The 22,853-nt window shown below is 67.2% G+C and carries 23 protein-coding genes and 1 pseudogene; 11 read left to right on the top strand and 13 right to left on the bottom strand.

Annotation, left to right across the window (positions count from 1 at the left end):
• Positions 1-363: 363 nt before the first annotated feature.
• From ACYU7H_RS00940 to ACYU7H_RS00925, 4 genes are read right to left on the bottom strand one after another with little or no spacing between them, the layout of a single operon-like run.
• Complete coding sequence (locus ACYU7H_RS00940; protein ID WP_460811746.1) at positions 364-972, bottom strand: periplasmic heavy metal sensor; 609 nt, start codon at positions 970-972, stop codon at positions 364-366.
• The gene (locus ACYU7H_RS00935; RefSeq protein ID WP_460811744.1) at positions 969-1,409 is read right to left on the bottom strand and encodes a hypothetical protein; all 441 of its coding nucleotides are present in this window, start codon (positions 1,407-1,409) and stop codon (positions 969-971) included. The genes ACYU7H_RS00940 and ACYU7H_RS00935 overlap by 4 nt, the downstream gene beginning before the upstream one ends.
• A gap of 46 nt (positions 1,410-1,455) precedes the next feature.
• Positions 1,456-2,058, bottom strand: coding sequence for an RNA polymerase sigma factor (locus ACYU7H_RS00930; protein ID WP_460811743.1), 603 nt, complete (start codon positions 2,056-2,058; stop codon positions 1,456-1,458).
• 56 nt (positions 2,059-2,114) lie between these two features.
• Positions 2,115-2,573: an EF-hand domain-containing protein gene (locus tag ACYU7H_RS00925; protein ID WP_460811741.1), complete on the bottom strand. Its 459-nt coding sequence runs from the start codon at positions 2,571-2,573 to the stop codon at positions 2,115-2,117.
• A gap of 689 nt (positions 2,574-3,262) precedes the next feature.
• Between ACYU7H_RS00925 and ACYU7H_RS00920 the strand changes: the two genes are divergently transcribed.
• From ACYU7H_RS00920 to ACYU7H_RS00900, 5 genes are all read left to right on the top strand, one after another.
• Positions 3,263-6,958, top strand: a complete 3,696-nt coding sequence (locus ACYU7H_RS00920; protein ID WP_460811739.1) for a methylmalonyl-CoA mutase family protein — start codon at positions 3,263-3,265, stop codon at positions 6,956-6,958.
• A 17-nt stretch (positions 6,959-6,975) separates the two neighbouring features.
• Complete coding sequence (locus ACYU7H_RS00915; RefSeq protein WP_460811738.1) at positions 6,976-9,360, top strand: hypothetical protein; 2,385 nt, start codon at positions 6,976-6,978, stop codon at positions 9,358-9,360.
• Positions 9,361-9,512: 152 nt separating this feature from the next.
• Positions 9,513-10,541 (top strand): hypothetical protein, encoded by a 1,029-nt coding sequence (locus ACYU7H_RS00910; RefSeq protein ID WP_460811736.1) that lies wholly within the window; start codon positions 9,513-9,515, stop codon positions 10,539-10,541.
• A 231-nt stretch (positions 10,542-10,772) separates the two neighbouring features.
• Positions 10,773-11,672 (top strand): nuclease-related domain-containing protein, encoded by a 900-nt coding sequence (locus ACYU7H_RS00905; protein WP_460811734.1) that lies wholly within the window; start codon positions 10,773-10,775, stop codon positions 11,670-11,672.
• Positions 11,673-11,728: 56 nt separating this feature from the next.
• The gene (locus ACYU7H_RS00900; protein WP_460811733.1) at positions 11,729-11,989 is read left to right on the top strand and encodes a hypothetical protein; all 261 of its coding nucleotides are present in this window, start codon (positions 11,729-11,731) and stop codon (positions 11,987-11,989) included.
• A 41-nt stretch (positions 11,990-12,030) separates the two neighbouring features.
• Here the strand turns inward: ACYU7H_RS00900 and ACYU7H_RS00895 are convergent.
• From ACYU7H_RS00895 to ACYU7H_RS00880, 4 genes and pseudogenes are all read right to left on the bottom strand, one after another.
• Positions 12,031-12,300 (bottom strand): annotated as a pseudogene (locus ACYU7H_RS00895) (glutathione S-transferase family protein); the annotation flags it as partial.
• Positions 12,301-12,324: 24 nt separating this feature from the next.
• The gene (locus ACYU7H_RS00890) at positions 12,325-12,699 is read right to left on the bottom strand and encodes a glutathione S-transferase family protein (RefSeq protein ID WP_460811731.1); all 375 of its coding nucleotides are present in this window, start codon (positions 12,697-12,699) and stop codon (positions 12,325-12,327) included.
• 130 nt (positions 12,700-12,829) lie between these two features.
• Positions 12,830-13,375 (bottom strand): alpha/beta hydrolase family protein, encoded by a 546-nt coding sequence (locus ACYU7H_RS00885; RefSeq protein WP_460811730.1) that lies wholly within the window; start codon positions 13,373-13,375, stop codon positions 12,830-12,832.
• On the bottom strand, positions 13,372-14,145 hold the full coding sequence (locus ACYU7H_RS00880; protein ID WP_460811729.1) for an alpha/beta hydrolase: 774 nt from the start codon (positions 14,143-14,145) through the stop codon (positions 13,372-13,374). The genes ACYU7H_RS00885 and ACYU7H_RS00880 overlap by 4 nt, the downstream gene beginning before the upstream one ends.
• A 166-nt stretch (positions 14,146-14,311) precedes the next feature.
• Here ACYU7H_RS00880 and ACYU7H_RS00875 point away from each other — a divergent pair, with 166 nt between their 5' ends.
• The gene (locus ACYU7H_RS00875) at positions 14,312-15,604 is read left to right on the top strand and encodes an MFS transporter (RefSeq protein ID WP_460811727.1); all 1,293 of its coding nucleotides are present in this window, start codon (positions 14,312-14,314) and stop codon (positions 15,602-15,604) included.
• A 19-nt stretch (positions 15,605-15,623) separates the two neighbouring features.
• Here ACYU7H_RS00875 and ACYU7H_RS00870 read toward each other — a convergent pair whose 3' ends face one another.
• Complete coding sequence (locus ACYU7H_RS00870; protein WP_460811725.1) at positions 15,624-16,178, bottom strand: YaeQ family protein; 555 nt, start codon at positions 16,176-16,178, stop codon at positions 15,624-15,626.
• A gap of 123 nt (positions 16,179-16,301) precedes the next feature.
• A complete protein-coding gene (locus ACYU7H_RS00865; protein ID WP_460811723.1) occupies positions 16,302-16,487 on the bottom strand; it encodes a hypothetical protein in 186 nt (61 codons plus the stop codon).
• A 307-nt stretch (positions 16,488-16,794) separates the two neighbouring features.
• Here ACYU7H_RS00865 and ACYU7H_RS00860 point away from each other — a divergent pair, with 307 nt between their 5' ends.
• Positions 16,795-17,955 (top strand): FIST signal transduction protein, encoded by a 1,161-nt coding sequence (locus tag ACYU7H_RS00860; RefSeq protein ID WP_460811722.1) that lies wholly within the window; start codon positions 16,795-16,797, stop codon positions 17,953-17,955.
• A gap of 31 nt (positions 17,956-17,986) precedes the next feature.
• Complete coding sequence (locus tag ACYU7H_RS00855) at positions 17,987-19,642, top strand: hybrid sensor histidine kinase/response regulator (protein WP_460811720.1); 1,656 nt, start codon at positions 17,987-17,989, stop codon at positions 19,640-19,642.
• A 67-nt stretch (positions 19,643-19,709) separates the two neighbouring features.
• Here ACYU7H_RS00855 and ACYU7H_RS00850 read toward each other — a convergent pair whose 3' ends face one another.
• Positions 19,710-20,189 carry a VOC family protein gene (locus ACYU7H_RS00850; RefSeq protein WP_460811719.1) on the bottom strand — a complete coding sequence of 160 codons (480 nt, stop codon included), beginning with the start codon at positions 20,187-20,189 and terminating at the stop codon, positions 19,710-19,712.
• A 98-nt stretch (positions 20,190-20,287) separates the two neighbouring features.
• Between ACYU7H_RS00850 and ACYU7H_RS00845 the strand changes: the two genes are divergently transcribed.
• From ACYU7H_RS00845 to ACYU7H_RS00835, 3 genes are all read left to right on the top strand, one after another.
• Complete coding sequence (locus ACYU7H_RS00845; protein ID WP_460811717.1) at positions 20,288-20,710, top strand: VOC family protein; 423 nt, start codon at positions 20,288-20,290, stop codon at positions 20,708-20,710.
• A gap of 364 nt (positions 20,711-21,074) precedes the next feature.
• Positions 21,075-21,797, top strand: coding sequence for a hypothetical protein (locus tag ACYU7H_RS00840; RefSeq protein WP_460811715.1), 723 nt, complete (start codon positions 21,075-21,077; stop codon positions 21,795-21,797).
• Positions 21,798-21,866: 69 nt separating this feature from the next.
• Entirely contained in the window at positions 21,867-22,145 is a 279-nt protein-coding gene (locus ACYU7H_RS00835) for a hypothetical protein (protein ID WP_460811713.1), read from the top strand.
• Positions 22,146-22,177: 32 nt separating this feature from the next.
• Here ACYU7H_RS00835 and ACYU7H_RS00830 read toward each other — a convergent pair whose 3' ends face one another.
• Both ACYU7H_RS00830 and ACYU7H_RS00825 read right to left on the bottom strand, forming a co-directional pair.
• Entirely contained in the window at positions 22,178-22,651 is a 474-nt protein-coding gene (locus tag ACYU7H_RS00830; RefSeq protein WP_460811712.1) for a YaiI/YqxD family protein, read from the bottom strand.
• Positions 22,648-22,791 (bottom strand): hypothetical protein, encoded by a 144-nt coding sequence (locus tag ACYU7H_RS00825; RefSeq protein WP_460811710.1) that lies wholly within the window; start codon positions 22,789-22,791, stop codon positions 22,648-22,650. Before ACYU7H_RS00825 ends, ACYU7H_RS00830 begins: the two co-directional genes overlap by 4 nt.
• Positions 22,792-22,853 lie beyond the last annotated feature (62 nt).

Genomic DNA, 22,853 nt, shown 5'->3' with positions numbered 1-22,853 from the left:
TAGGCGCGCTCCTACGGAAGGCCGGGGTTGTTTGCCGTAGGAGCGCCTCTACAGGCGCGATGGGTGGCCTGCGTCGTCATCGCGCGCGCAGGCGCGCTCCTACGGAAGGCAGGGGGTGTTTGCCGTATGAGCGCCTCTACAGGCGCGATGGGTGGCCTGCGTCGTCATCGCGCGCGTAGGCGCGCTCCTACGGAAGGCCGGGGGTGTTTGCCGTAGGAGCGCCTCTACAGGCGCGATGGGTGGCCCGCGTCGGCATCGCGCGCGTAGGCGCGCTCCTACGGAAGGCAGGGGGTGTTTGCCGTAGGAGCGCCTCTACAGGCGCGATGGGTGGCCCGCGTCGGCATCGCGCGCGTAGGCGCGCTCCTACGGGGTGGGGGCGTTGCGGTCGCGGTGGCGGCGGCCGCGCGGGTGGCGGTGCATGGCGTCGGCGACGGCGCGGCGCTCCTCGGGCGTGAGCTCCGTCGCGAGGTCGGTGAGCATCGCCTGCACCGCGCTGGCCGCGGCGGCGTCGTGCGTGCGCAGGTCCGCGAACGCCGCTTCCATCGCGTCCGCATCGACCGTGTCCGCGGTCAGCTGCGCATGCACCGCGCGGCGCGCCTCGAACACGTCGCGCACCGATGCGCGGATCCCCGCCCGGTGCTTCTCCAGGATCGCGTCGACCACGGCCTGTCGTTCGGCGGGCAGGGCGCCCCGAAGCAAGCGCGGGCTGGGCATCATCCCGCCGCGCAGGGGGTGGCCGGGTGGGCCGTGCCTTGGGCCGTCGTCGTGGAGGTGCTGCCACGCGAAGCCGGCCAGCAGCGCCACGTTCAATGCGAGGGAAGCGACCAGCACCCAGCGCGTCCGCCGCGCCGTGCCCGGGGGCGTGGCTGTGCCACCCGGCGTGCCGGATCCGCCCAGGCCTGCCGTATTCCCGCCCTCGCTGCGCTGGCCTTCGGTTTGGCTGGATTCGTTGCCGGGTCCGGGCGTGCTCATGGCGCGTAGTCCTCGTAGGCGCCGTCGAGCAGCGCCAGTTCGGCGTAGTCGGGCGGTTCGGCGGTCGTCGTGGCGTCGAGCGCGGGCGACAGCATCGCGGAGGCGGCGACGCCCAGTACGACGCTCGCGGCCAGCGCGGGCCCGGCGATGCGCGCGCCTCCGAGTTCGCGCCACAGGGTCTTCCAGAAACCAGCTTCGAGGCGCGCATCGGCGGCCAGCACGATCGCACGGCGCAGGCCGGTCGACAGCGACGCCACCACGTCGTGGCCGAGAAGCGCATCGAGCGAACGCGCATCGTCGAGCACGGCGCGCGCTGCCGGCGTCGTCGCAAGGATCACTTCCGCCGCCGCCTGATCGGACACGGGCCAGCGCGACAGGTCGCCACCCCAGGCATCGGCCAGGGCACGGAATCGGTCGAGGGTCATCGGGGTGGTCATCGGGACACTCCCGCAATCGAAACGGTGGAAGGGCACAGGGCGAACATCATGGCGCGACACCCTCGGCCACGAGCCCCTGCCGCAACCCGCGGCGTGCCCGCGCCAGCAGCGACTCGAGTGCCTCGATGCTGATCTCGAGCAGCCCCGCGGCCTCGGCCTGGGGCAGTTCCTGGAAATGGCACAGCACCAGCGCCTCGCGCTGGCGGTCGGGCAGGGCGGCGATGGCGCGGCGCACGCGGCGGGCGGTTGCATCGGACGCCGCGCGTTGCGATGGGCCGGGCGCGGGGTCGTCGAGCATGTCGAGCGCCGTATCGTCCTGCGGCCTGCGCCTGCGCAACCGGTCGCGGCAGGCATTGAGCGCCACGCCGTGCAGCCAGGTCGAGAACCGGGCCGAACCGGGCGTCCAGCGCGCTGCCATCGCCCAGGCCTTCATGAAGGTGTCCTGGCACACGTCCTCGGCCTCGGCGGGGTCGTCGAGCAGGCGCGTGGCCAAGGCGTGCAGCGACGGGAGGTGCCGGTCGACCAGCACGCGGCACGCCGTCGCATCGCCCGCGCCGATCGCGTGCACGACCGGGAGGTCGGGATCGTCGGCGGGTTCGGCTTGGCGTCCACGGGGTCGTTCGTCGCTCAGGGTGCGTGCTCCGGACACGAAGCGGCGGCGCCCAATGCGCCGCCGCCATTCTTGCCTGATTCAACCGCGCGCGATCACTCGCCGGTGGGCGGGCCGCGATGGCCACCCCGGCGGCCGTGGCGCCCGTGGCCCTGCGCCATCTCCTCGCGGCTGATCGAACCGTCCTTGTTGGTGTCCATCCGCTCGAACATGCCCTCGCCGCGCATGCCCATCTCGTCGACCGACACGCGGCCGTCGCCGTTGGCGTCGTGGCGCTCGGTGAAGTGCGCGCGGGCCCGGGCCTCGCGGGCGGCCTTCATCTCGTCGTACTCGACGAAGCCGTCGTTGTTGGCGTCGAGTTCGGCGAGGTGCGCGGCCTTCATCGCGGCGGCCTCCTGCCGGCTGACGGCGCCGTCGCCGTTGGCGTCGAGCTTGTCGAAGAACTGGCCGCCCTTGCCGCCGGGCGCGGCGACCAGCAGGCCCGCGGCCAGCAGGCCGGTGGCGGCGATGGCGGCCAGAACGGCCGGGCGACGGATCGGTGTGGAATCGTGCATGGGGTCGGTCTCTCGTGTTGGACGGGAAGACCCGTTCGGGCCTCGAGACGTTCCACGCGCCAGGCGGCGGAATCCGTCGCCGCGCCGGCCGTCGCGTTCATCCGCCGTTTCCGAATCCCGGCGACCCGCCATTGGCTTTCCCGCGAGCCGGCACCGCTATTCCCGCGAACAAGGGGCACCGTCATTCCCGCGAACAAGGGGCGCCGTCATTCCCGCGAAGGCGGGAATCCATGCCACGTGGGCCCCGGACGCAATGGATCCCCGCCTACGCGGGGATGACGACCGGGTTTCGCATCCGCACCCGCGCCGGCATTCCCGCGAACGCCCCAACCGTCATTCCAGCGAAGGCGGGAATCCATGGCGTGTATGGCGCCGCGATCGATGCCGCTGGGCACCGGAGGCAGTGGATCCCCGCCTTCGCGGGGATGACGAACGGGGGGCCGTCATTCCCGCGAAGGCGGGAATCCATTGCGCGTGGGCGCCGGAGACAGTGGATCCCCGCCTGCGCGGGGATGACGGTGTGGGTGGTCGGGGATGACGGTGTGGGCGGACGGGGATGACGGTGCGGGCGAGCGGGATTGGCGGTTTGGGTAGGGCGGGGTGGGCGCGCGGCGGGGCGTGGCCGGCCGGCGGATTGGGGCCCGGGCGCTAGAATGCCGGGTCGCCTTGGATTTACCCGGATACCACCCATGAGCACCCCCGCCGCCAAGCTGCCGAACGCCCCGGAGACCGAGGCCCGGCCGGAGACCACCCCGCTGCGCTTCGTCACCGCCGCCAGCCTGTTCGACGGCCACGACGCGGCCATCAACATCATGCGCCGGCTCATCCAGGCGCAGGGCGCGGAGGTCATCCACCTGGGCCACAACCGCTCGGTGGAGGACGTGGTGCGCGCGGCGCTGCAGGAGGACGCAGACGCCATCGCGCTGTCGTCCTACCAGGGCGGCCACGTCGAGTACTTCAAGTACATGGTCGACATGCTCAAGGAGCGCGGCGCCGACCACATCCGCGTGTTCGGCGGCGGGGGGGGAACGATCACGCCGGAGGAGATCAAGGAGCTGCAGGCCTACGGCGTGGAGCGCATCTACCACCCCAACGACGGCATGCACATGGGGCTGGTGGCGATGATCGAGGACGTGGTCCGCCGGACCACCAACTCGCGCGTCGAGGGCGAGGCACCGGCCAAGGTCGACATCGACGACGAGATCAGCGTCGGCCGCATGCTCAGCGCCATCGAGGAGGACCAGTACGACGAGGCCCAGCTCGCCAAGCTCCGCAAGGAATGGCAACTCGCCGGCGGCAGGACCCCGGTGATCGGCATCACCGGCACCGGCGGCGCCGGCAAGTCCTCGGTGACGGACGAGTTGCTCAACCGGTTCCTGGCCAGCTTCCCGGAAATGCGCATCGCGGTGATCTCGGTCGACCCGACCCGCCGCCGCACCGGCGGCGCGCTGCTGGGCGACCGCATCCGCATGAACTCGCTGCGGTCAAAGCGCGTGTACATGCGCTCGATGGCCACCCGCCGCCAGCACATGGCCACCAATGCGGTGCTGAAGGACTCGATCGCCTTCCTCAAGGGCCTGGGCTACGACCTGGTGATCGTGGAGACGGCCGGCATCGGCCAGAGCGACTCGGAGATCGTCGACCTGGTCGACTTCCCGATGTACGTGATGACCAGCGACTTCGGCGCCCCGAGCCAGCTCGAGAAGATCGACATGATCGATTACGCCGAGCTGATCGTGCTCAACAAGTTCGACAAGCGTGGGGCCGAGGACGCCCTGCGCGACGTGCGCAAGCAGTGGAAGCGCAACCGGGTGAAGTTCGACCTCAAGGACGAGGACGTGCCGGTCTACCCGACGATCGCCAGCCAGTTCAACGACCCCGGCATCAGCTGGATGTTCGTCAACCTGTGCCGGCTGCTGCGCGAGCGCCTGGTCGCCGAGCACGCCGACGCCGCCAAGGCCGGCGCCAGCAACGACGACGCCGGCGCGCCGGTGGGGACGCCGAACTGCGACTTCCAGCCGGAGCTGGACACGAGCCTGAAGGAGCCGCGCGCCACGGTGCTGATCCCGGGCAGCCGCGTGCGGTACCTGGCCGAGATCGCGGAGCAGGGCAGGGCGATCAATCGCCGCATCGAGACCCAGTCCGAAGTGGCCGATCGCGCCCAGTCGCTGTACCAGGCGCTCAAGGAGCTCGAGGACACCAAGCTCCCCAAGCCCCTCGACCTCTACGAAAGCAACGACATTGTCGTCCCGAGCGAAGCGAGGGACCTGCTTTCCAACACGGGCGCGGGTAAAGCAGGTGAAGCAGGTTCCTCGGCTGCGCCTCGGAACGACAGTGATGCGCCTCGGAACGACAGTGTGGGCGTGGACAGGTCGATGCTGACCCTCCGCCAGCGCTACAACGACGCCATCCAGTCCCTCGACGCCGAAGCCCTCAAGCTCCTCCGCGACTGGCCCGCCCGCCTCAAGTCCATCACCGACGATGTCACCGAGTACGAAGTCCGCGGCAAGGCCATCAAGGTCCAGAACTACCGCGAGTCCCTCAGCCACCAGAAGATCCCCAAGATCGCGGCGCCCACCTACAAGAGCTGGGGCGAGCTGCTGACCTTCCTGCAGAAGGAAAACCTGCCCGGGTCGTATCCCTACACCGGTGGCGTGTATCCCTACCGCCGCACGGGGGAAGACCCGATCCGCATGTTCGCCGGCGAGGGCACCCCGGAGCGCACCAACCGCCGATTCCACTACCTGAGCCTCGGCCAGCCGGCCGCGCGCCTGTCCACCGCCTTCGACTCGGTCACCCTGTACGGCGAGGACCCGGCCGAGCGCCCGGACATCTACGGCAAGATCGGCAACTCGGGCGTCAGCATCGCCACGCTCGACGACATGAAGAAGCTGTACTCCGGCTTCGACCTGTGCGCGCCCACCACCAGCGTGTCGATGACCATCAACGGCCCGGCGCCGATGATCCTGGCGATGTTCATGAACACCGCCATCGACCAGCAGGTGGAGAAGCACCTGCGCGAGGACGACGCCCGCTGGGCCGAGGCCCGCAAGAAGATCGATGCCCTGTTCGATGGCAAGCAGCGCCCCGAGTACGGCGGCCCGCTGCCGGAAGGCAATGACGGCCTCGGCCTCGGCCTGCTGGGCGTGACCGGCGACCAGGTGGTCGACGCCGAGACCTACGCCCGCATCAAGGACTACACGCTCAAGACCGTCCGCGGCACCGTGCAGGCCGACATCCTCAAGGAGGACCAGGCCCAGAACACCTGCATCTTCAGCACCGAGTTCGCGCTGCGGATGATGGGCGACATCCAGCAGTACTTCGTCGACCACGGGGTGCGGAACTTCTACTCGGTGTCGATCTCCGGCTACCACATCGCCGAGGCCGGGGCGAACCCGATCAGCCAGCTCGCCTTCACCCTGAGCAACGGTTTCACGATCGTGGAGTACTACCTCGCGCGCGGCATGGACATCGACAGCTTCGCGCCCAACCTGTCGTTCTTCTTCAGCAACGGCATGGACCCGGAGTACACCGTGATCGGCCGGGTGGCCCGCCGCATCTGGGCCCGCGCCATGCGCGAGCGCTACGGCGCCAGCGCCCGCAGCCAGATGATGAAGTACCACATCCAGACCAGCGGCCGCTCACTGCACGCGCAGGAGATCCAGTTCAACGACATCCGCACCACGCTGCAGGCCCTGTACGCGCTGTTCGACAACTGCAACAGCCTGCACACCAACGCCTACGACGAGGCCATCACCACGCCCACGGAAGAGAGCGTGCGCCGCGCGGTGGCGATCCAGATGATCATCAACAAGGAGCTGGGGCTGAACTACTGCGAGAATCCCTGGCAGGGCAGCTTCATCGTCGACGCGCTGACCGACCTGGTGGAGGAGGCCGTCTACAAGGAGTTCGAGGCCATCAGCGAGCGCGGGGGCGTGCTGGGCGCCATGGACACCATGTACCAGCGCGGCAAGATCCAGGAAGAAAGCCTGTACTACGAGCACAAGAAGCACGACGGCAGCCTGCCCCTGGTGGGCGTGAACACCTTCCTGGGCAAGGACGGCCACAGCGACGTGGCCACCGAGATCGAACTGATCCGCAGCACCCCGGAAGAAAAGGGCCAGCAGATCACCAACGTTCAGACCTTCCAGCAGCTGCGCAACACCCCCGCGCTCCCCTGTCGTCCCGAGCACAGCGAGGGACCTGCTTCACCGCAGGAAACCACGACCCCCATCACAAACAAGAACCTGGTCACCCTCCAATCCACCGCCCGCGACCGGAAAAACGTCTTTTCCGCGTTAATGCAGGCGGTGAAGACGCATTCGCTGGGGCAGATCAGCCATGCGCTCTACGAGGTAGGTGGCGAATATCGGCGGAATATGTAATGGCGTATGGGGACCAAATGAGCTTAAAAAAGGCGCTGGGTGCCGCCCTGACAGAAGAAGATGTCAAAGATGCCTACATCAAGGCGCTAGGGCTGAAGAAGTACACCAAAGGTCTGATCGATATTAGAACAGACGAGATTTGGTTTGAGGCCAAGGAAACATCGAAGCCAGCGATATTGATGTTCGCCCAGCTTCTTTGTTACGTCCGCGAGGCTCGTAAGAAGGGTGAGCACGTTCCGCCTTTTCTCGCCGTGATCGATCGTGAAAAGGCCGCCATCATGGAGACCTCTAAGGCTCTAGGTATCCTTGCTGATAAATCCATCAAATGGCCGAAATCAGGTTCTGCGGTTGCAAGGGCGACAGCAGATCAGATGGCGCCATATATCGAGACTCACTTCGTTGTTTATAAACTCGATAGTCACGAAAGAGAATTCATCGAAGCCGTAAAATACGCGATCAAGGCTGGAAAGTTCGTCCGCACGCCGATCACACCCGATAATCTGCGACAAGTTTTCGACAGGTGGGTCGAGATGATCGGGCGAGAGCTTGTTGGAGTAAACGAGTCCGACTTTCCGCTTCTGTTCTTTGCAGACATTATGCACGATGGCAGTAAGGCGGCGATGCCTGACCTTCCCGTTCGCCTGCTGCATGAGGGCGACCGCCCTGTTTTCCTCCTGAACGGCACTGCATATGAACTGGCCAGTGAGAAAGGCTACCGCAATTTCTGGGCGATCTACCACCGACCGCCAGAGGAGGAGCACCGCGCATATCTACTGGAGCGCAGAGATAGCTTGCTCGCATTGGACGAGCGGAGCTTCAAAGGCGCTTATTACACGCCCCTGCATATCGTTGACAAAGCGTATGACACGTTGGCGCAAATTTTAGGTAAGAACTGGCAGCGAAACTATATTGTTTGGGATATGTGCTGCGGCGTCGGCAACCTAGAGGTTAAACACTCGAATCACCGCAACATTTTCATGAGCACCCTTGACCAGGCCGACATTGATGTCATGAGGGCTAGTCGTACTTGTGTTGCCGCCACGAAGTTTCAGTACGACTACTTGAATGATGACGTCGACGATTTCGGTCAGATCGACTATTCGTTGACCGACAAAGTGCCCATGGAGTTGCGGCGAGCTGTCCTTGAGGCGAAAGAGCAGTCAAGGGGTGCCAAGAAGATACTCGTCTTGATTAATCCGCCCTACGCTGAAGCGGCGAATTCCCAAGGAAATGCTGGCAAGACCGGTGTCGCGAGCACTCGAATTGCTGCGAGCATGGAAGGGATGGGTAAAGCGACCAATGAGCTATTTGTGCAATTCTTGGTCCGTATTCAGCGCGAGCTACCGAATGCAGTAGTAGCGATGTTTAGCACATTGAAATACGTGAATGCCCCAAACTTCGCCAAATTTCGCGAATTGTGGTCGCCAAAATATCTGGGTGGCTTCGTGGTTCATAGCAAGGCATTCGATGGGGTCAAAGGAAACTTTCCAATCGGTTTCCTGATTTGGGACACTTCAGTTGATGATCCGGATTCAAGACTGGAAACGATAGCGCTGGACAAAGATGGCGCTCCAGTGGGCGAAAAAACTTTCTATCGCGTAGAGATTCGACCGCCGCTTTCATCTTGGGTGCGTCGCCCGCGAGCGGACAGCAATGATGCTGTTCCTCTGAAGAATGCGATTTCGCCCGCTGACAGCACTAAGGATGCTCGTGGTCGATGGGTCGATGGTGCAATCGGTAGTCTGATGTGCAACGGCAACGATGTGCAGAATGCCGGGACGATGACTGCACTTTTTTCTTCAGTTCACGCGGTGGGGCACGCCGGTGGGTTTTTCGTCACGAAAGAGAATCTTTCGCAGGCCGCGGTCGTATTCGCGGTTCGTCGCTTGATCAAACCAACGTGGTTAAACGACCGCGATCAGTTCCTGCAGCCTTCTGGCGCGCTATCTGGCGACTTTGTATCCGACTGCCTGATTTGGATGCTTTTCAACGGCTCAAACCTTACAGCCGGTGCTAATGAGCTGCAATGGAACGGGAGAGCTTGGTCGCTCGTGAATCATTTTCTTCCGTTTACTGAACAAGAGGTGGGTGCTCCTGGCCGCTTTGAATCCAACTTCATGTCTGAATACTTGGCTACAATAAGACTTTCCCGTGAAGCTGCTGACGTAATCGACGAAGGGCGCAAGCTCTGGCAGAAGTATCATGCTACGTCGTTCGAGCGCAAAGTTCGTGAAGAACTGAAGCTCAATCGCTCAGATGTCGGCTGGTATCAGATACGCCGTGCGCTCGAGGCCTACTCAGATAGGATGATCGTCAGCTTCGACCCCATGCGGACGGTATACGCAGCATTGAGTGCGAAATTGCGTCCGCAGGTCTATCAGTATGGATTCCTCCGGCTGTGACCTTCGAGTCCTTTCTGTTCTTTGTCCTGGCGATCAGTGGGCGTCAGAACGCGACCGACGCTATATCTGTGGGCTGTTAAATCTTTATGTCAGCAAGCGCAGGCTTCATGTATCGCTTCGTTTCAAGCAAGCCTTCACATAGGGAGAGCTGAATGGCGTTCGATGTCCTAGCACAAGGGGGCGGTTCCGTTTTGGAATTCGGGAGCGTGCTTCAGGACCTTGCTGCAAATCCTCGCCTAGACGCCACTCGGGTTGCAGCGGCATATGTAACGGTTTCCGGTGTGCGCTCGCTAATGGATGCGGCCAGGGAAACGAATGTGCTTAATTCCAGCCTATGGGTTGTTGGTCTAGATGACGCTCTGACGCAGCCCGGTGCCATCGAGTCGCTAGCTGCATTAGATAACTCAGAGGTTCGCGTAGCAGGGGTTAGATATTCTGGACTGAGATTCCACCCGAAGTTTTTCCAGTTCTCGGATTCTTCGACTGGTGCTGGCGGGCTCTTGCTTGGGTCGGCAAACTTGACAAAAGCCGCTTTCCGCTCGAATGTCGAGGCCGGTATAAAAATCACTTATGAAGATGGCGAAACAATTGCGCAAATCCAATCGGCGTGGGCGGTGCTTTGGAATAGTGGCGTCGCGCTAACTTCGGAAATATTGGAGCGCTACAAGGAAGAATATCGAGAGTCGAGAGCAAATCGCGAAGCTGTTGCGCGAGAGACCGGGAAGCGTGTGTTGGATGATGACGAGGGCACGGTTGACCCGGCGCTTGCCACTACGTGTTGGATTGAGGTGGGTAACATCACGGGGTTCCAAGCGGAGCAGTTAGAAATTAAGGCAGAGCAGGCCCTTTTTTTTGGCGTAGGGGCGCACGGCGGGCCGGATAAAGTCGTTCCTCTGCGGCTGCAATCAGGCGCCATCGTTGATGTGCGTCTCACCTACCTTGGGAACTACATGTGGCGTTTTTATCTTCCGCCCACAATTCCTGAGGTGGCCGATCGTGGGCTCAGGCCTGATGGCAAAAGGTCGCCGTACGTTGCCGTGTTTTCTAGGGTCGCTGCTGATGCGCAAATCGACCTACGCTTTCTTCAGGTCAATTCTCCTGAGATTCAAGGGATCAGAACTGTGAGTTTGGCGGCCGGAACAATGGGTCGGACAACGGCGCGCGAATACGGATGGTACTAATTTGGCGGGGAAAAGGGGTCGGGAAAAGGGGTCGGGAAAAGGGGTCAGGTTCATTTCTTAGGGCTCGCTACTAGGGCCGGGCGGTGCGAAGTCGTCGGCGCCTAGTGGACAGCGCGGGCTGCGCGCCGTGCCACTCCTGGCGACGCTCGCGGCGTAAACAAGTCGAGGACGCGATTTGAGGTCGGTCACGCCCAAGCGCGGGGCCGTGTCTTTACCCAATGGAGGGGTTCAGTGGAAGTGATCCTGGTTCTGCTGGCAATCATGGTGCCCGGAGCGATTGCGATCGCCTTCTTGGCTCTCTGGCGAGCATGGCGTCGCTTGGACAAGCGACGTACGCCGCTCACCTTCGAGCTCCGCAATCTGCCAGGTGAGAATCTCCGTCGACGCGCTTCCGAGCACAGCGACGCCTTCATGGAAGCCGCTGCGCTGGTGATTGCGCTGGGGCCGATCGTGTTCTCGGCTTGGCTACTAAGCAGGATCCGGACTGCGAACGTCGAACTGCTCGCCATGGGCTTTGGCTGGGGTGACGTGCTAATGGCAGTGCTGGCTTCCGGCTTCCTGGCGTGGTTGGTTTGGAAGCTGATGCGCCACGGCCGGTCTCGCCGCTGGGCGCTCGAAGGCCTGCAAGCCGAACTCGCGGTTGCCCAATGCCTGACGCCGCTGATCGCGGAGGGCGCCATGGTCTTCCACGACTTCCCAACGGACCGGGGCAACATCGACCACATCGTCATCGGTCGCAGTGCGGTGTTCGCCATCGAGACCAAATGGCGGCGCAAGCCGCCGCAGCGTGGGAGGGACGCCGCACGCGTGCAGTTCGACGGTCAGCAGCTGCTGTTCCCCCATCACGCGGAAACGAGGCCCATCGAGCAAGCGCGCTATCAGGCTGAGTGGCTGGCCAAGTTCCTCGCCAGCGGGACCGGTGAGCCGGTGCCCACCCGCCCGTTGCTGGCGCTTCCGGGCTGGTACGTTGAGAAAGCCAACCGTGCTGTTCGCCATGACCTTTTGGTCAGCAACTGCCACAACCCGGCCTTCATGATGGGCGACAAGTTCGGGCCTGCTTTACCCGAGGCCATGCGTCGCCGCATTGCGCATGTGATTTCCCAGAAGTATCCCGCGCTCAAGTTCGAGTAGCGTTGACGCGTACAACTAAGAAGAGCGGACCCGGCATGACTAGTCGCAAAGCGCGCGTGCACGACCTTCTGCATCAAGCGGCCGACGTGCTCCTGGAGGAGCTGAGGACGCTGGAGGCCGACTATGAGGCCCGATGGGTGCCTGCTTCGCGCCTGAAGTCGAATCTATCGCTCAATCTGGTCACCTACCCGCAGAGCAATCCAATCCAGCAGGAGAAGGGTTGGGTGTTTGCGGCGCTGGCACGTCTGCTTGAAGATCGAAATCTGGTGCAGTTCCGAAAGATCGGCGGCCGGTCCTACTACCGCTCCACAACCTAAGGCTTGGAAAGAGAGTAGGGGTCACGTTCATTTCTCGGCGTTCAGTCGCGGTCGGGCGCGCCGAGCGGGAAGTAGCTGCGATACGGCCGGGCCTCGTCCACGGCACGCGCGAACGACGGCCGTGCGAGCAGGCGGTCGCGGTACGCCCGCACGTTCGCGAAGCGCGGGGCGATCGCGTGGGTCCAGTCGGCGTAGAACAGGAACGGCGCGGCCCCGCAGTCGGCGAGCGAGAACGCTTCGCCGGCGGCCCAGGTGCGGCCCGCCATGTGCCGGTCGAGCCAGGCGTACGCGGTCTCCAGCATCCGCCGCGCCTCCTCGACGCCGTGCGGGTCGCGCTAGTCCTCGGGCCGCAGGGCGTCGAACGTGAATTTCTGCTGCGGCGTGGAGACGTAGTTGTCGAAGACGCGGTCGAGCATCCGGACCTCGAGCGCGGCGTCCGGGTCGGCTGGGATCAGCCGCACCGGACCGGGGTGGTGCAGCTGCAGGTACTCGATGATGCAGGTCGCCTCCAGCACCGTGCGCTCGCCGTCGACCAGCACCGGGAAGCGCTTCATCGGCCACAGGGCCGCGAGCTCCTCGCCGACGCCGGGCGTTTCCAGGTGGCAGTACTCGAACGCGGTGCCGTTCTCGTACAGCGCCACCAGCACCTTCTGGCAGTAGGACGAGAAGGGGTGGGCGTAGAGGCGGGGGCGGGCGGTGGCGTCGGGCATGGTTTTCTACTCGGATTGGGACGCGCGGGCCGCAGGTCCGCTCCTTGCACGACGATGCATGCGCGGCGGATTCGACAGCTGCCCGGAGGATCATGTCGACCTGAAGCCAGCGTCAGCTGGATCGATCTCCTCAAGGCAAATCGACGTCCCCCGGCCCGCAAGGCGGATACGCCCCCGTGGCGAACCCCTTGGCCTCCAGCCAGTCCGCCATCTCCGGCCAGTAGTGGTCGGTGTAGCGCACGGACCCGTCCGGCTGCTCGATGAGGAACGAGTGCGGGGCGTCGCGGATCGTCACCACCGTGATGTCGGCATCGTCCTGCTGGCTGGCCTGCTCGAGCGCGCGCAGGCTGTCGGCGTACGGCACGTTCTGGTCCTTCTCGGCCAGGAACCACAGGACGGGGATGCCGAGCGTGCCCGCGGTGCGTGCCGGGTCCAGCCTGGCGTTGGCCTGCCGCCGCCGCCAGGCATCGGCGTCCACGCGGCGCCATCCGTCGCCGAAGGTGGCCTCGAACCACGGCGCTTCGGCTGCGGCGTCGACCAGGGCCTGCGCCTCGGCAACCGTTCCGCCGTGGCGCGCGAGGTCCTGGAGCCGCCGCCACAGCGCCGAGGCCGCCGTGATGTCACGTTCCGGGATGTCATCGGCCCGCCAGTCGCTTTCGTTCTCATGCGCGGTCACGGGCCCGATCCACAGGGCCGGCCCGACGCGCTGGACCAGGAAGCGCACGCGCGGTCGCGCGCCGCGGCGAGCGGCGCGTACCAGCCCGACTGGCTGCTGGTGTGCACGCCCACGCGTGCGGGGTCGACGCCGGGCTGGGTCGACACCCAGGCGACGGCGGCTTCCAGGTCCGCCGCCAGGTCCAGGTAGCTGGCCTGCCGCCAGTCGCCTTCCGATTCGCCCACGCCCCGCTTGTCGTAGGCGAACACGGCGAACCCGAGGTCCGTGAAGTAGGTGATCCAGGGTCCGCCGAAGCGATCCGCCGGGCCAGAGCCATGCGCAAGCACCACCGCGGGATGCTGCGCGGCGGTGGACGGCGTGTATAGCGTCCCGGCCAAGCGCAGGTCGCCGCTTTGGAAGCGGACCTCGCGTGTATCCGGCCTGCGCACGCGCGTGGCGGTGCGGACCTGGCCGTCGGCATCGGTCAGGGTGAGCGTCCGGCCATCGTCCGCCAGGCGCAGTTCGCTGCCGGGCGGCACCAGCATCCGCAATGCGCCGTCTTCCATGCGCGCCAGCAGGGCGAGGCGGTTCTCGCGGACATCCATGTAGAGCAGGCGGATGCCGCCTTCGTCCATGCGCCCGCCGGTGACGCAGGTGCCGTCGTCGAAGCGATACGTCCCCTGCGCGTGGGCAAGGATCGAAGGATCGAAGACGCGGGCCTGCCCGCAGGCACTGGCCGCCAACAGGCAGGTCAGCAGCCAACGCGGCGATGCGGCCGGTCCGAGGGACATCGCTGGAGGGTAGGCGCCGTGCACAGGCGGGTCAAAACGACCGGTGGGCGCTGGCTGCCTGCCCGTGCGCCCGCAAGGCCCGCGTCGGCGCCCTGAACGCCCCTTCGACCGTGCGGCCTCTACTGTGCGTGCATTCGCGCTCCATCCAGGCCGGCCGCCGCGCTGCATGTTCCACGCCCTCCGCACCTACAACTACCGCCTCTGGGCCGCCGGCGCGCTCGTCTCCAACGTCGGCACCTGGATGCAGCGGATCGGCCAGGACTGGCTGGTGCTCACCGTGCTCACCGACCACAGTGCTACCGCGGTCGGCTGGGTGATGGCGATGCAGTTCGGGCCGCCGCTGCTGTTGCTGCCACTCACGGGCTACGTCGCCGACCACTGGGACCGTCGCAAGCTGCTCATGGCCACCCAGGCCGCCGCCGGGCTGCTCGCGCTGGGGCTGGGCCTGCTGGTGCTGTCGGGCGCGGTGCAGCTTTGGCACGTGTATGGGTTCGCCCTGTTGCTGGGCTGCGTGAGCGCGTTCGACGGGCCGGCGCGGCAGGCGTTCGTGTCGGACCTGGTCAGCGACCGCGAGCTCGCCAACGCGGTGGCGCTGAACTCGGCCTCGTTCAACGCGGCGCGGATGGTCGGCCCGGCGGTGGCGGGCCTGCTGATCGCGGCAGTCGGCGAAGGCTGGCTGTTCGTGGTCAACGCCGGGTCGTACGCGGCGGTGCTGGTGTCGCTGGCCTTCCTGCGGGTGCACGAGCTGCACGCCGAGGCCGCGCCCGAACGCACGCCCGGCAGCCTGCTGGCGGGCTTCGGCTACGTGGCGCGGCGGCCGGACCTGATGGCGGTGATGGTGATGCTGGCGCTCATCGGCACGTTCGGCTTCAACTTCGCCATCTTCATTTCCACCATGTCGGTGACGGTGTTCGACGGCGACGCCCGCCTGTACGGCCTGCTCACCTCGGCGATGGCGGCCGGCACCCTGTGCGGCGCGCTGCTGTCCACCCGCCATCCGGCGCCCGGCATGGTGCTGATGGCGGTGTCATCGGCGGCCTTCGGGCTGAGCGTGGCGGTGGCGGCAGTGATGCCCGGGCCGCTGCTGTTCGCGGCGGTGCTGTTCTTCGTGGGGCTGGCGGCGCTGACCTTCATGACCGCCAGCAACTCGATGATGCAGCTCACCACCGAGCGTGCGATGCGCGGGCGCGTACTGGCGCTGCGCATCGCCGTGGTCATGGGCGGCACGCCGGTGGGCGCGCCGCTGGTGGGCTGGGTGGTCGACCGCTTCGGCGCCCGCTGGGCGATGGGCATCGGCGCGCTGGCGGGCCTGGCCGCGGCGGGCGTGGCGGTGCACTACCTGGTGCGCCACCGCGGATTGCGCGTGGCGCGCGGCGCCGGGCGCACGCGGTTGAAGATCCGCCCCGCGCGGCTGCATGCGTCGGAGGTGCGGCTGGCGGCCGGTGAGCGGGTGAAGTAGGCCGGGGAGGGCGCCGGCGCTACGCCCGGGGCGCCCCACGCTTGCGATATTCCGGCCGCACGGTCGCCTCGCCCGTGTCCGACATCACGTGCAGCTCGCCGTCCTGGATCATGCAGTTCAGGCGCATGCCGCGCTGGTGCAGCGCCAGGAGCTGTTCGACGGCTTCGGTGGGCAGGTCGATGACCGAGAGGTTGGGCAAGCGGTCCAGCACCGGCGCCACGCGCGCCCACCAGAGGTCGCCGGCGCGCCCGCCGTAGTTCACCACCACCACTTCGCGTGCGCGGCTGCAGGCCTTCTTGATGCGCGATTCGTCCGGCTGGCCCAGGTCGATCCACACGTCGGTGTCGCCGGTGTAGTCGCGGCGCCAGAGGTCGGGTTCCTCCTCGTTGCCCAGCCCGCGGCCGAAGGCCAGTTGCTCGTGGGCATGCAGCGCGAACGCCACGATCCGCACCATCACGCGCTCGTCGGTCTCCGACGGGTGCTGCGCGACGGTGAGCGCATGGGTGCCGTAGACATGCCGGTCCATGTCGCTGACCTGCAGTTCGGCTTTGAGCACGGTGGCCTTGGGGGCCATGGCGATCCTGGGGGCGAGGGAGGGCGCACTGTACATGGCCCGGGCGCGCGCAACGCCTCGCCTTGAAAGCACGTCGGCCGGGGATGGCCCGGCCGACGTGGTCAAGCGAGGTGCCAGCGACGCTTACTTGCGATCGGCCTGGCGGTCCTGCGTGGCGTCCTTGCCCGGCGCCTCCTTGCCGTAGGCGACGGTGCCGCTGGTCGGCGTGGCGTCCTTCCCTGCCTCGGAGGCGGTGTTGGCGGGCTTCTGGCCCTCGTACGGGCGCTTGCTCTTGTCGCTCGATGCGTTGGTGTCGGTCTTGTCGTTCATGATGGTGTTCACCTGAGTTGGACCCGGCGCTGGCCGGATCGAAGGCGGCCGAAGCCATTGCCCTGCCGGAGGCAGGGCGAAGAAGGCTCAGAAGGGACGCGAATCAACGGGTCTGCGGCTGAGTGCCGTTACGACGTTGCGCCGTAGTGCCCATGTACCATGCGCCCCCGGCGATGATGGGAGCGTTACGCGACGGCGCGCGGTGCGGCGTGGAACACGCCGGGTGTCGTGCGCAAGCGCTGTCCAGGCACCGTGCGCGTGGTCCAGTGCGTTAGCATCAGGCTGCTGTCTTGCCCTGAGGGTACCCATGAACGAGATTCTCGCGGTCCACACCGACCGCCCGGATGCCCGTGCGGCCGCGGCCGACCTCGCCGCGCAGGTCAACGCCCGCATGGGCGGGGCGCCGGACGTGCTGGTGGTGTTCGCCTCCGCCGCCTTCGACTACGGCATGTTGCTGGAGGCGCTGCAGCAAGGCTGCCACCCGGCGCTGATGATGGGTGCCTCGTCGGCGGGCGAGTTCACGCATGCCGGCCGCGGCACGGGCACGGTCAGCGCGCTGGCGGTCAGATCAGACGAGATCAGGTTCTCGGTCGCGCTCGGCACCGGCATCAGCCAGGACGCGCGGGGTGCGGCGCGCGCCCTGGGTCGCGGGTTCCAGGGGCTGGAGGGCCGGGACCGGTATCGCGCGGCGCTGGTGCTCACCGATGCGCTCGCGGGCCATGCCGATTCCCTGGTGGACGAACTGACCCTGGTCACCTCGGGCCGGTACCAGTTGGCGGGCGGCGGGGCGGGCGACGATGCCAGGTTCAGCCGCACGCACGTGTTCCATGGCACCCAGGCCCACACCGACGCCGCGGTCGCGCTGGAGATCCTGTCCGACAAGCCCATCGGCGTCGGGGTGGGCCATGGCTGGGTGCCGACCGGCAAGCCGATGCTGGCCACCGAGGTCGATGGCATGCGCCTGGTCGGACTGAACGGCATGCCGGCGGTGGACGCCTTCGAGGCGCACGCCGAAGCGACGGGGCAGGCCTTCGACCGCGCCGATCCGATGCCGTTCTTCCTGCACAACATCCTGGGCGTCGACACCGGCGAGGGGTACCGCCTGCGGGTGCCGCTGGCCGCCAACGACGACGGTTCGGTCGCCCTTGCGGCCGAGGTGCCGGAATACGCCAGCGTGTCCATCATGCGGACCACGTCAGGCTCGGCGGCCGAAGCCGCTGCGCGCGCGACGGCGGCCGCGATGGAGGCGCTCGAATCGCACCCGCCCGGGGCGGCCCTGTTCTTCGACTGCGTCGCCACCCGCCTGCGGCTGGGCGACGATTTCGCGGTCGAGCTGCAGACGGTCTGCGACGCGCTGTCCGGCGCCCCGCTGGTCGGCTGCAACACCTACGGGCAGATCGCGCGCGCGCACGGCCAGTTCAGCGGGTTCCACAACTGCACGGCCGTCGTGCTGGTCCTGCCCGACTGACATGGATGCAGCCGCAGCAAACGCGGCCGTGGTGGCACTCGCGAGCGTAGACGGGCGTGCCGAGGCCGCGCGTCGACTGGCCGGCCAGCTGGGTGTCGACGACATGCGGCTGCTGGTGCGCCACCCGCACGTGGACACCCTGCTGCCCGCGCCCGGCTTGGCGCGCACGCTACCGGGCGGCGCGGCCTGGCGGGACTTCGTGGCCCGATGCGGCTCGCCCGGGATCCACCGCGGGAAGGTGCCGGGTCCCGCGGGGGAGGGCGCCCTGCCGATCGCGGCCTGCAGCGACGGCACGACCGCGATGCTGTTCGCCGGGGGGGCGGTGGCGGACGACACGCTCGGCGTGCTGGCCACGACCTTGCCGGTGCTGAGCGAGCTGCTTGCGGCGCAGCTCGGGGGGGCGATCTGCCAGGGCGAACTGGCGGCGGCACGCTCGGAAATGCGGCAGTACGCCACGCTGGCCAGGTCGCTGGACGAAGCCCGGGCCCAGCTCGACGCGACCGTGCACGAGCTCGGGGTGCAGGCGCGCCGCCTGCGGGAGCAGCAGTCGAAGGCGGAGCGCGCGATGCGCGCCAAGGACGAGTTCCTCGCGATGCTGGGCCACGAGCTGCGCAATCCGCTCGCGCCGATCGTCACGGTGCTGGAGGTGATGCGGCTGCGCGGCGCGGAGTCCCCCGAGCTCGCGATCATGCAGCGGCAGGTACGCCACCTGCAGCGGCTGGTGGACGACCTGCTCGACGTGTCGCGCATCGCGCGCGGGAAACTGGCGCTCGACCGCAAGCCCATCGAACTGGGCGCCGTGATCGACGCCGCGATCGAGACCGTGCAGCCGCTGCTCGCACAGAAGGACCAGCGCATCGCGCTCGACGTGGCCGGCACCGGGCTGCCGGTCCTTGCCGACGCGGCGCGGCTGGCGCAGGTGTTCTCGAACCTGCTGACGAACGCCTCCAAGTTCAGCGCGCCCGGCGGTGAGATCCAGGTCCGTGCGTCGCGGTCGGGCGGCAAGGTGGTCGCCGAGGTCGTGGACAAGGGCATCGGCATCGCCCCGGAGATGCTGCCCCGCGTGTTCGACCTGTTCGAGCAGGAAGCGACCACGCTGGACCGGTCGCAGGGCGGGCTCGGCCTCGGGCTGTCGATCGTCCGCAACCTGGTCAGCCAGCACGGTGGGCACGTTTCGGCCCACAGCAACGGGTTGGGGCGCGGCAGCCGGTTCGTGGTGAAGTTGCCCGTGGCGGCGTCGACGCCCGAGGCACGTGCAGGAGACGCAGCGCCCGCGGCGACGAAGACGGTGCGCGGATTGCGCGTGCTGCTGGTGGACGACAATGCCGATGCCGCGAACACCCTTTCGCTCGCGCTCGAGGTCGCCGGGTACACCGTCGCGGTGGCGGAGGATGGGCGCGGCGCGCTCGAGCGTGCGGTGGAGTTCCAGCCCGAAGTCGCGGTGCTGGACATCGGCTTGCCCGGGATGAACGGGTACGAGTTGGCGCGGGCCCTGCGCGGGGCGTTGCCCGGGCAGGACCTGGTGCTGATCGCGTTGACCGGCTACGGACAGCCCGAAGACCGCAAGCTGGCACGCGACGCGGGATTCCATGCGCACTTGCTGAAGCCGGTCGACGTCGCCCACCTGTGCGCATTGGTGGATTCCCTGGCCGCCGAGCGGTCCACCGCGGCTGCGCAGCAGGACTAGCAGAAGGTCGGCGCGATGCTCGCAGTGCTTCCGGCGTTCGGCGTGGCTGCGGCGCTGCGGGTGGCCGTTACGCGCGCATCGCCGCCTCGATCGTCGCCACGTCGATCTTCCGCATGGTCATCATCGCCTCGAACGCCCGCTTCGCCACGTCGCGGTCCGGGCTGGTGAACGCCTCCGTCAGCACCCGCGGCGTGATCTGCCACGACAGGCCCCACTTGTCCTTGCACCAGCCGCATTCGCTTTCCTGCCCGCCGTTGCCAACGATCGCGTTCCAGTAGCGGTCGGTCTCGGCCTGGTCGTCGGTGGCCACCTGGAACGAGAACGCCTCGCTGTGCTTGAAGGCCGTGCCGCCATTCAGGCCCATGCAGGGGATGCCCAGCACGGTGAAGTCCACGGTCAGCACGTCGCCGGCCTTGCCACCCGGGAAGTCGGCGGGCGCACGGAAGACACCGTTCACGGCGCTGTCGGGGAAGGTGCGGGCGTAGAACTCGGCGGCCTCGAGGGCGTCGCTGTCGTACCAGAGGCAGATGGTGTTCTTCGGGATCATGGCGGGGCTCCTGGGTGGCCGGTGCCGGGCCATCCTGCGCTTGCGGGCCGGGCGCGTCGAGCGCACTGTGGCCGCCTGCCGCCACCGGAGGATCCGCCATGAAGATCGTCACCAGCCTCAGCTTCCGCGGGCAGTGCCGCGAAGCGTTCGAGTTCTACGCCAAGGTGCTCGGCGGCAGGATCACCGCCGCCTTTCCCTATAGCGAGGGGCCACCGGACATGCCCGTCTCAGAGGCCCACAAGGATTGGCTGATGCACTGCTGGCTGGAGGTCGGCGACCAGGCGCTGATGGGCGCGGACATGGACGAGGCCTGGGCCCCGAACGTGGGCAAGGCCAAGAACGGCTTCGACGTCACGCTGCACACCGACGACGTGGACGAGGCCCGCCGCTGGTTCGATGCCCTGAAGGAGGGCGGCAAGGTGGTGATGGACTTCGACAAGACGTTCTGGTCGCCGGGGTATGGCTCGCTGGTGGACAGGTTCGGGGTGCCGTGGATGGTCAACACCACCGGGGCGCAGTAGGGCGTGGCCATGGCGCCCGACGTCCACCCCGAAGGCGAACCGGGCGGGATCCCGGGCAGGGCCCCCCATCCGGCGCGCGATCCCATTCCCGACCAGCCCAGGGACCCGGTGCCCGACACGCCGGTCGATCCCGTGCCGGACCGGCCGGTCGATCCGACCGCGCCGGAGCCGTTGCGGACGCCGGATAGGTCCACACCCGTCTGAGCGGGGCGGGAGTCACGGTGGGTGCGGCCTGCGGCGCCTGGCGCCGATGGCCCGCGCCCCGTGGAAAGATCGTCCTGTGCGGAAGGATCGGGGCCGCGCGTTGAGGGCCGGGATCAAGCGACGCGTCCACCCGGGCGCGTGCATCAAGGGGACGCTGGGAATGGCCACCGCGTGGGCGCGCGATCGCGCGACGCTGTTCTACCTCGGGTTCGGGCTGCTGGGACTGGGCGTGGTCGCGCTGGGGTTCGGCGTGACCTACGCGGCACCCATGGTGCGCCGCACGTTCGACGCGCCGTGGTTCGTGCATGTCCACGGCGCGACCGCGCTGGGCTGGGTGCTGCTGCTGATCCTGCAGGCGCGGCTGGTGCAGGCACGGGGCACGCCCGTGCACCGGCGGCTCGGGCAGGTGGCCTTGCCACTCGCGGTGGCGGTATGGGCCAGTGGCATCGCCACCGCGCACTGGGCCGCCCGCCGCGACCTGCCTGAACTCGGTACGGTCGCCACGTCCAGCATGGCCGGCACGATCAGTGGACTGACCATCTTCATTCTGCTGGTCATCGCCGCGGTTGCGATGCGCCACCGGCCCGACTGGCACAAGCGGCTGGTGATGCTGGCGACCATCCAGTTGCTGTGGCCGGCGTTCTTCCGCCTGCGTCACTGGCTGCCGGCCGTGCCGGACCCGGAGCTCTGGTTGGGCCTGGTGCTGGCCTATGCGCCGATCGGGGTCGCCGCCGTGCGCGACCAGCTGCGTTTCGGCAAGGTGCATCCAGTCTGGTGGGTCCTCGGGCCCGTGCTGGTGCTCGAGCAGAGCCTCGAGTTCGCGCTGTTCGACCGCGGGCCGATGCAGCGGTTCGGGCAGTGGGTGTTCGCGCTGCTAGGGTAGGTGTGTCGCGACGCCTTGATGCTCGTTGGGCTAGCCTCCCCGCTTTCCGGGAAGCGCAGGGATGCCGTGATGAAAGCCACCGTCGCCGGCCTCGTGACGCCCCACCTGCTGCGCGTGCTCGAGATCGCGGAACAGGCCGAGCGGGGCATGAACGTGGACTGGCACCTGCGGGAAGCCGTCGGCGGGACCATGGCCGAGCTGGGCGACCAGTTCAACGCGTCGGCACTGGTGGCGGCCTATATCGATGGCCTGGAGGGCGCCGCGGCCAAGGCCCCGAGGTCGCAGGCGCTGTATCTGCGCGCCCTGCAGTCCGCGATCGACTCGGCGCAGCGGCTCCGGCGCGATTGAAATCGGGTAAGAGCCTCACCCGGCGCAGGCCGTCACCGCCCGCGCTTCGCCAACCAGTTGTCGAGGCAGTTCGCGAACGCCTGCCGGTCGCGCGCGTTGAACGCCGGGGGGCCGCCAGTCTGCACGCCGGCGCCGCGGAGTTCTTCCATGAAATTGCGCACCGACAGCCGTTCGGAAATGTTGTTGGGCGTGAAGCGTTCGCCGCGCGGGTTGACCGCCTCGGCGCCATTGGCCAGGACGCGGGCCGCCAGCGGGATGTCCTGGGTGACGACAAGGTCGCCGGGGCCGGCGCGCTCGGCGATGGCGTCGTCCGCCACGTCGAACCCGCCCTGCACCTGCAGCGACTTGAGATAGCGCGAACCCGGCGTGCGGATCCACTGGTTAGCGATGAAGGTCACCGGTACCTTCGCGCGCTCGGCGGCGCGGAACAGGATCTCCCTGACCGGGCCGGGGCAAGCGTCGGCGTCCACCCAGACCTGCGGCGCGCGGGGCGCGGCGTCGGTCATTCCTGCTGCGGTGCCGCGGGCTGGTCCTCCGGCTTGGCACCCTCGCGCGCCTCGCGCTTCTTCGCCGCCTTCTCGTCCTGCTTCTTCTTCTTGGCCAGCTCGCGCTGGCGCTTCTCGTACGAATAGTTGGGCTTGGCCATCGGTCACCGGGGGATCGGGGGAGGGCGGAGTGTACGCGGCAGGGCCCGCGCATCGCGAAAAA

The organism is Luteimonas pelagia, assembly GCF_054776035.1.
The sequence above is the reverse complement of the archived record's forward strand: the minus strand, read 5'-3'. Positions and strand labels throughout refer to the sequence as shown.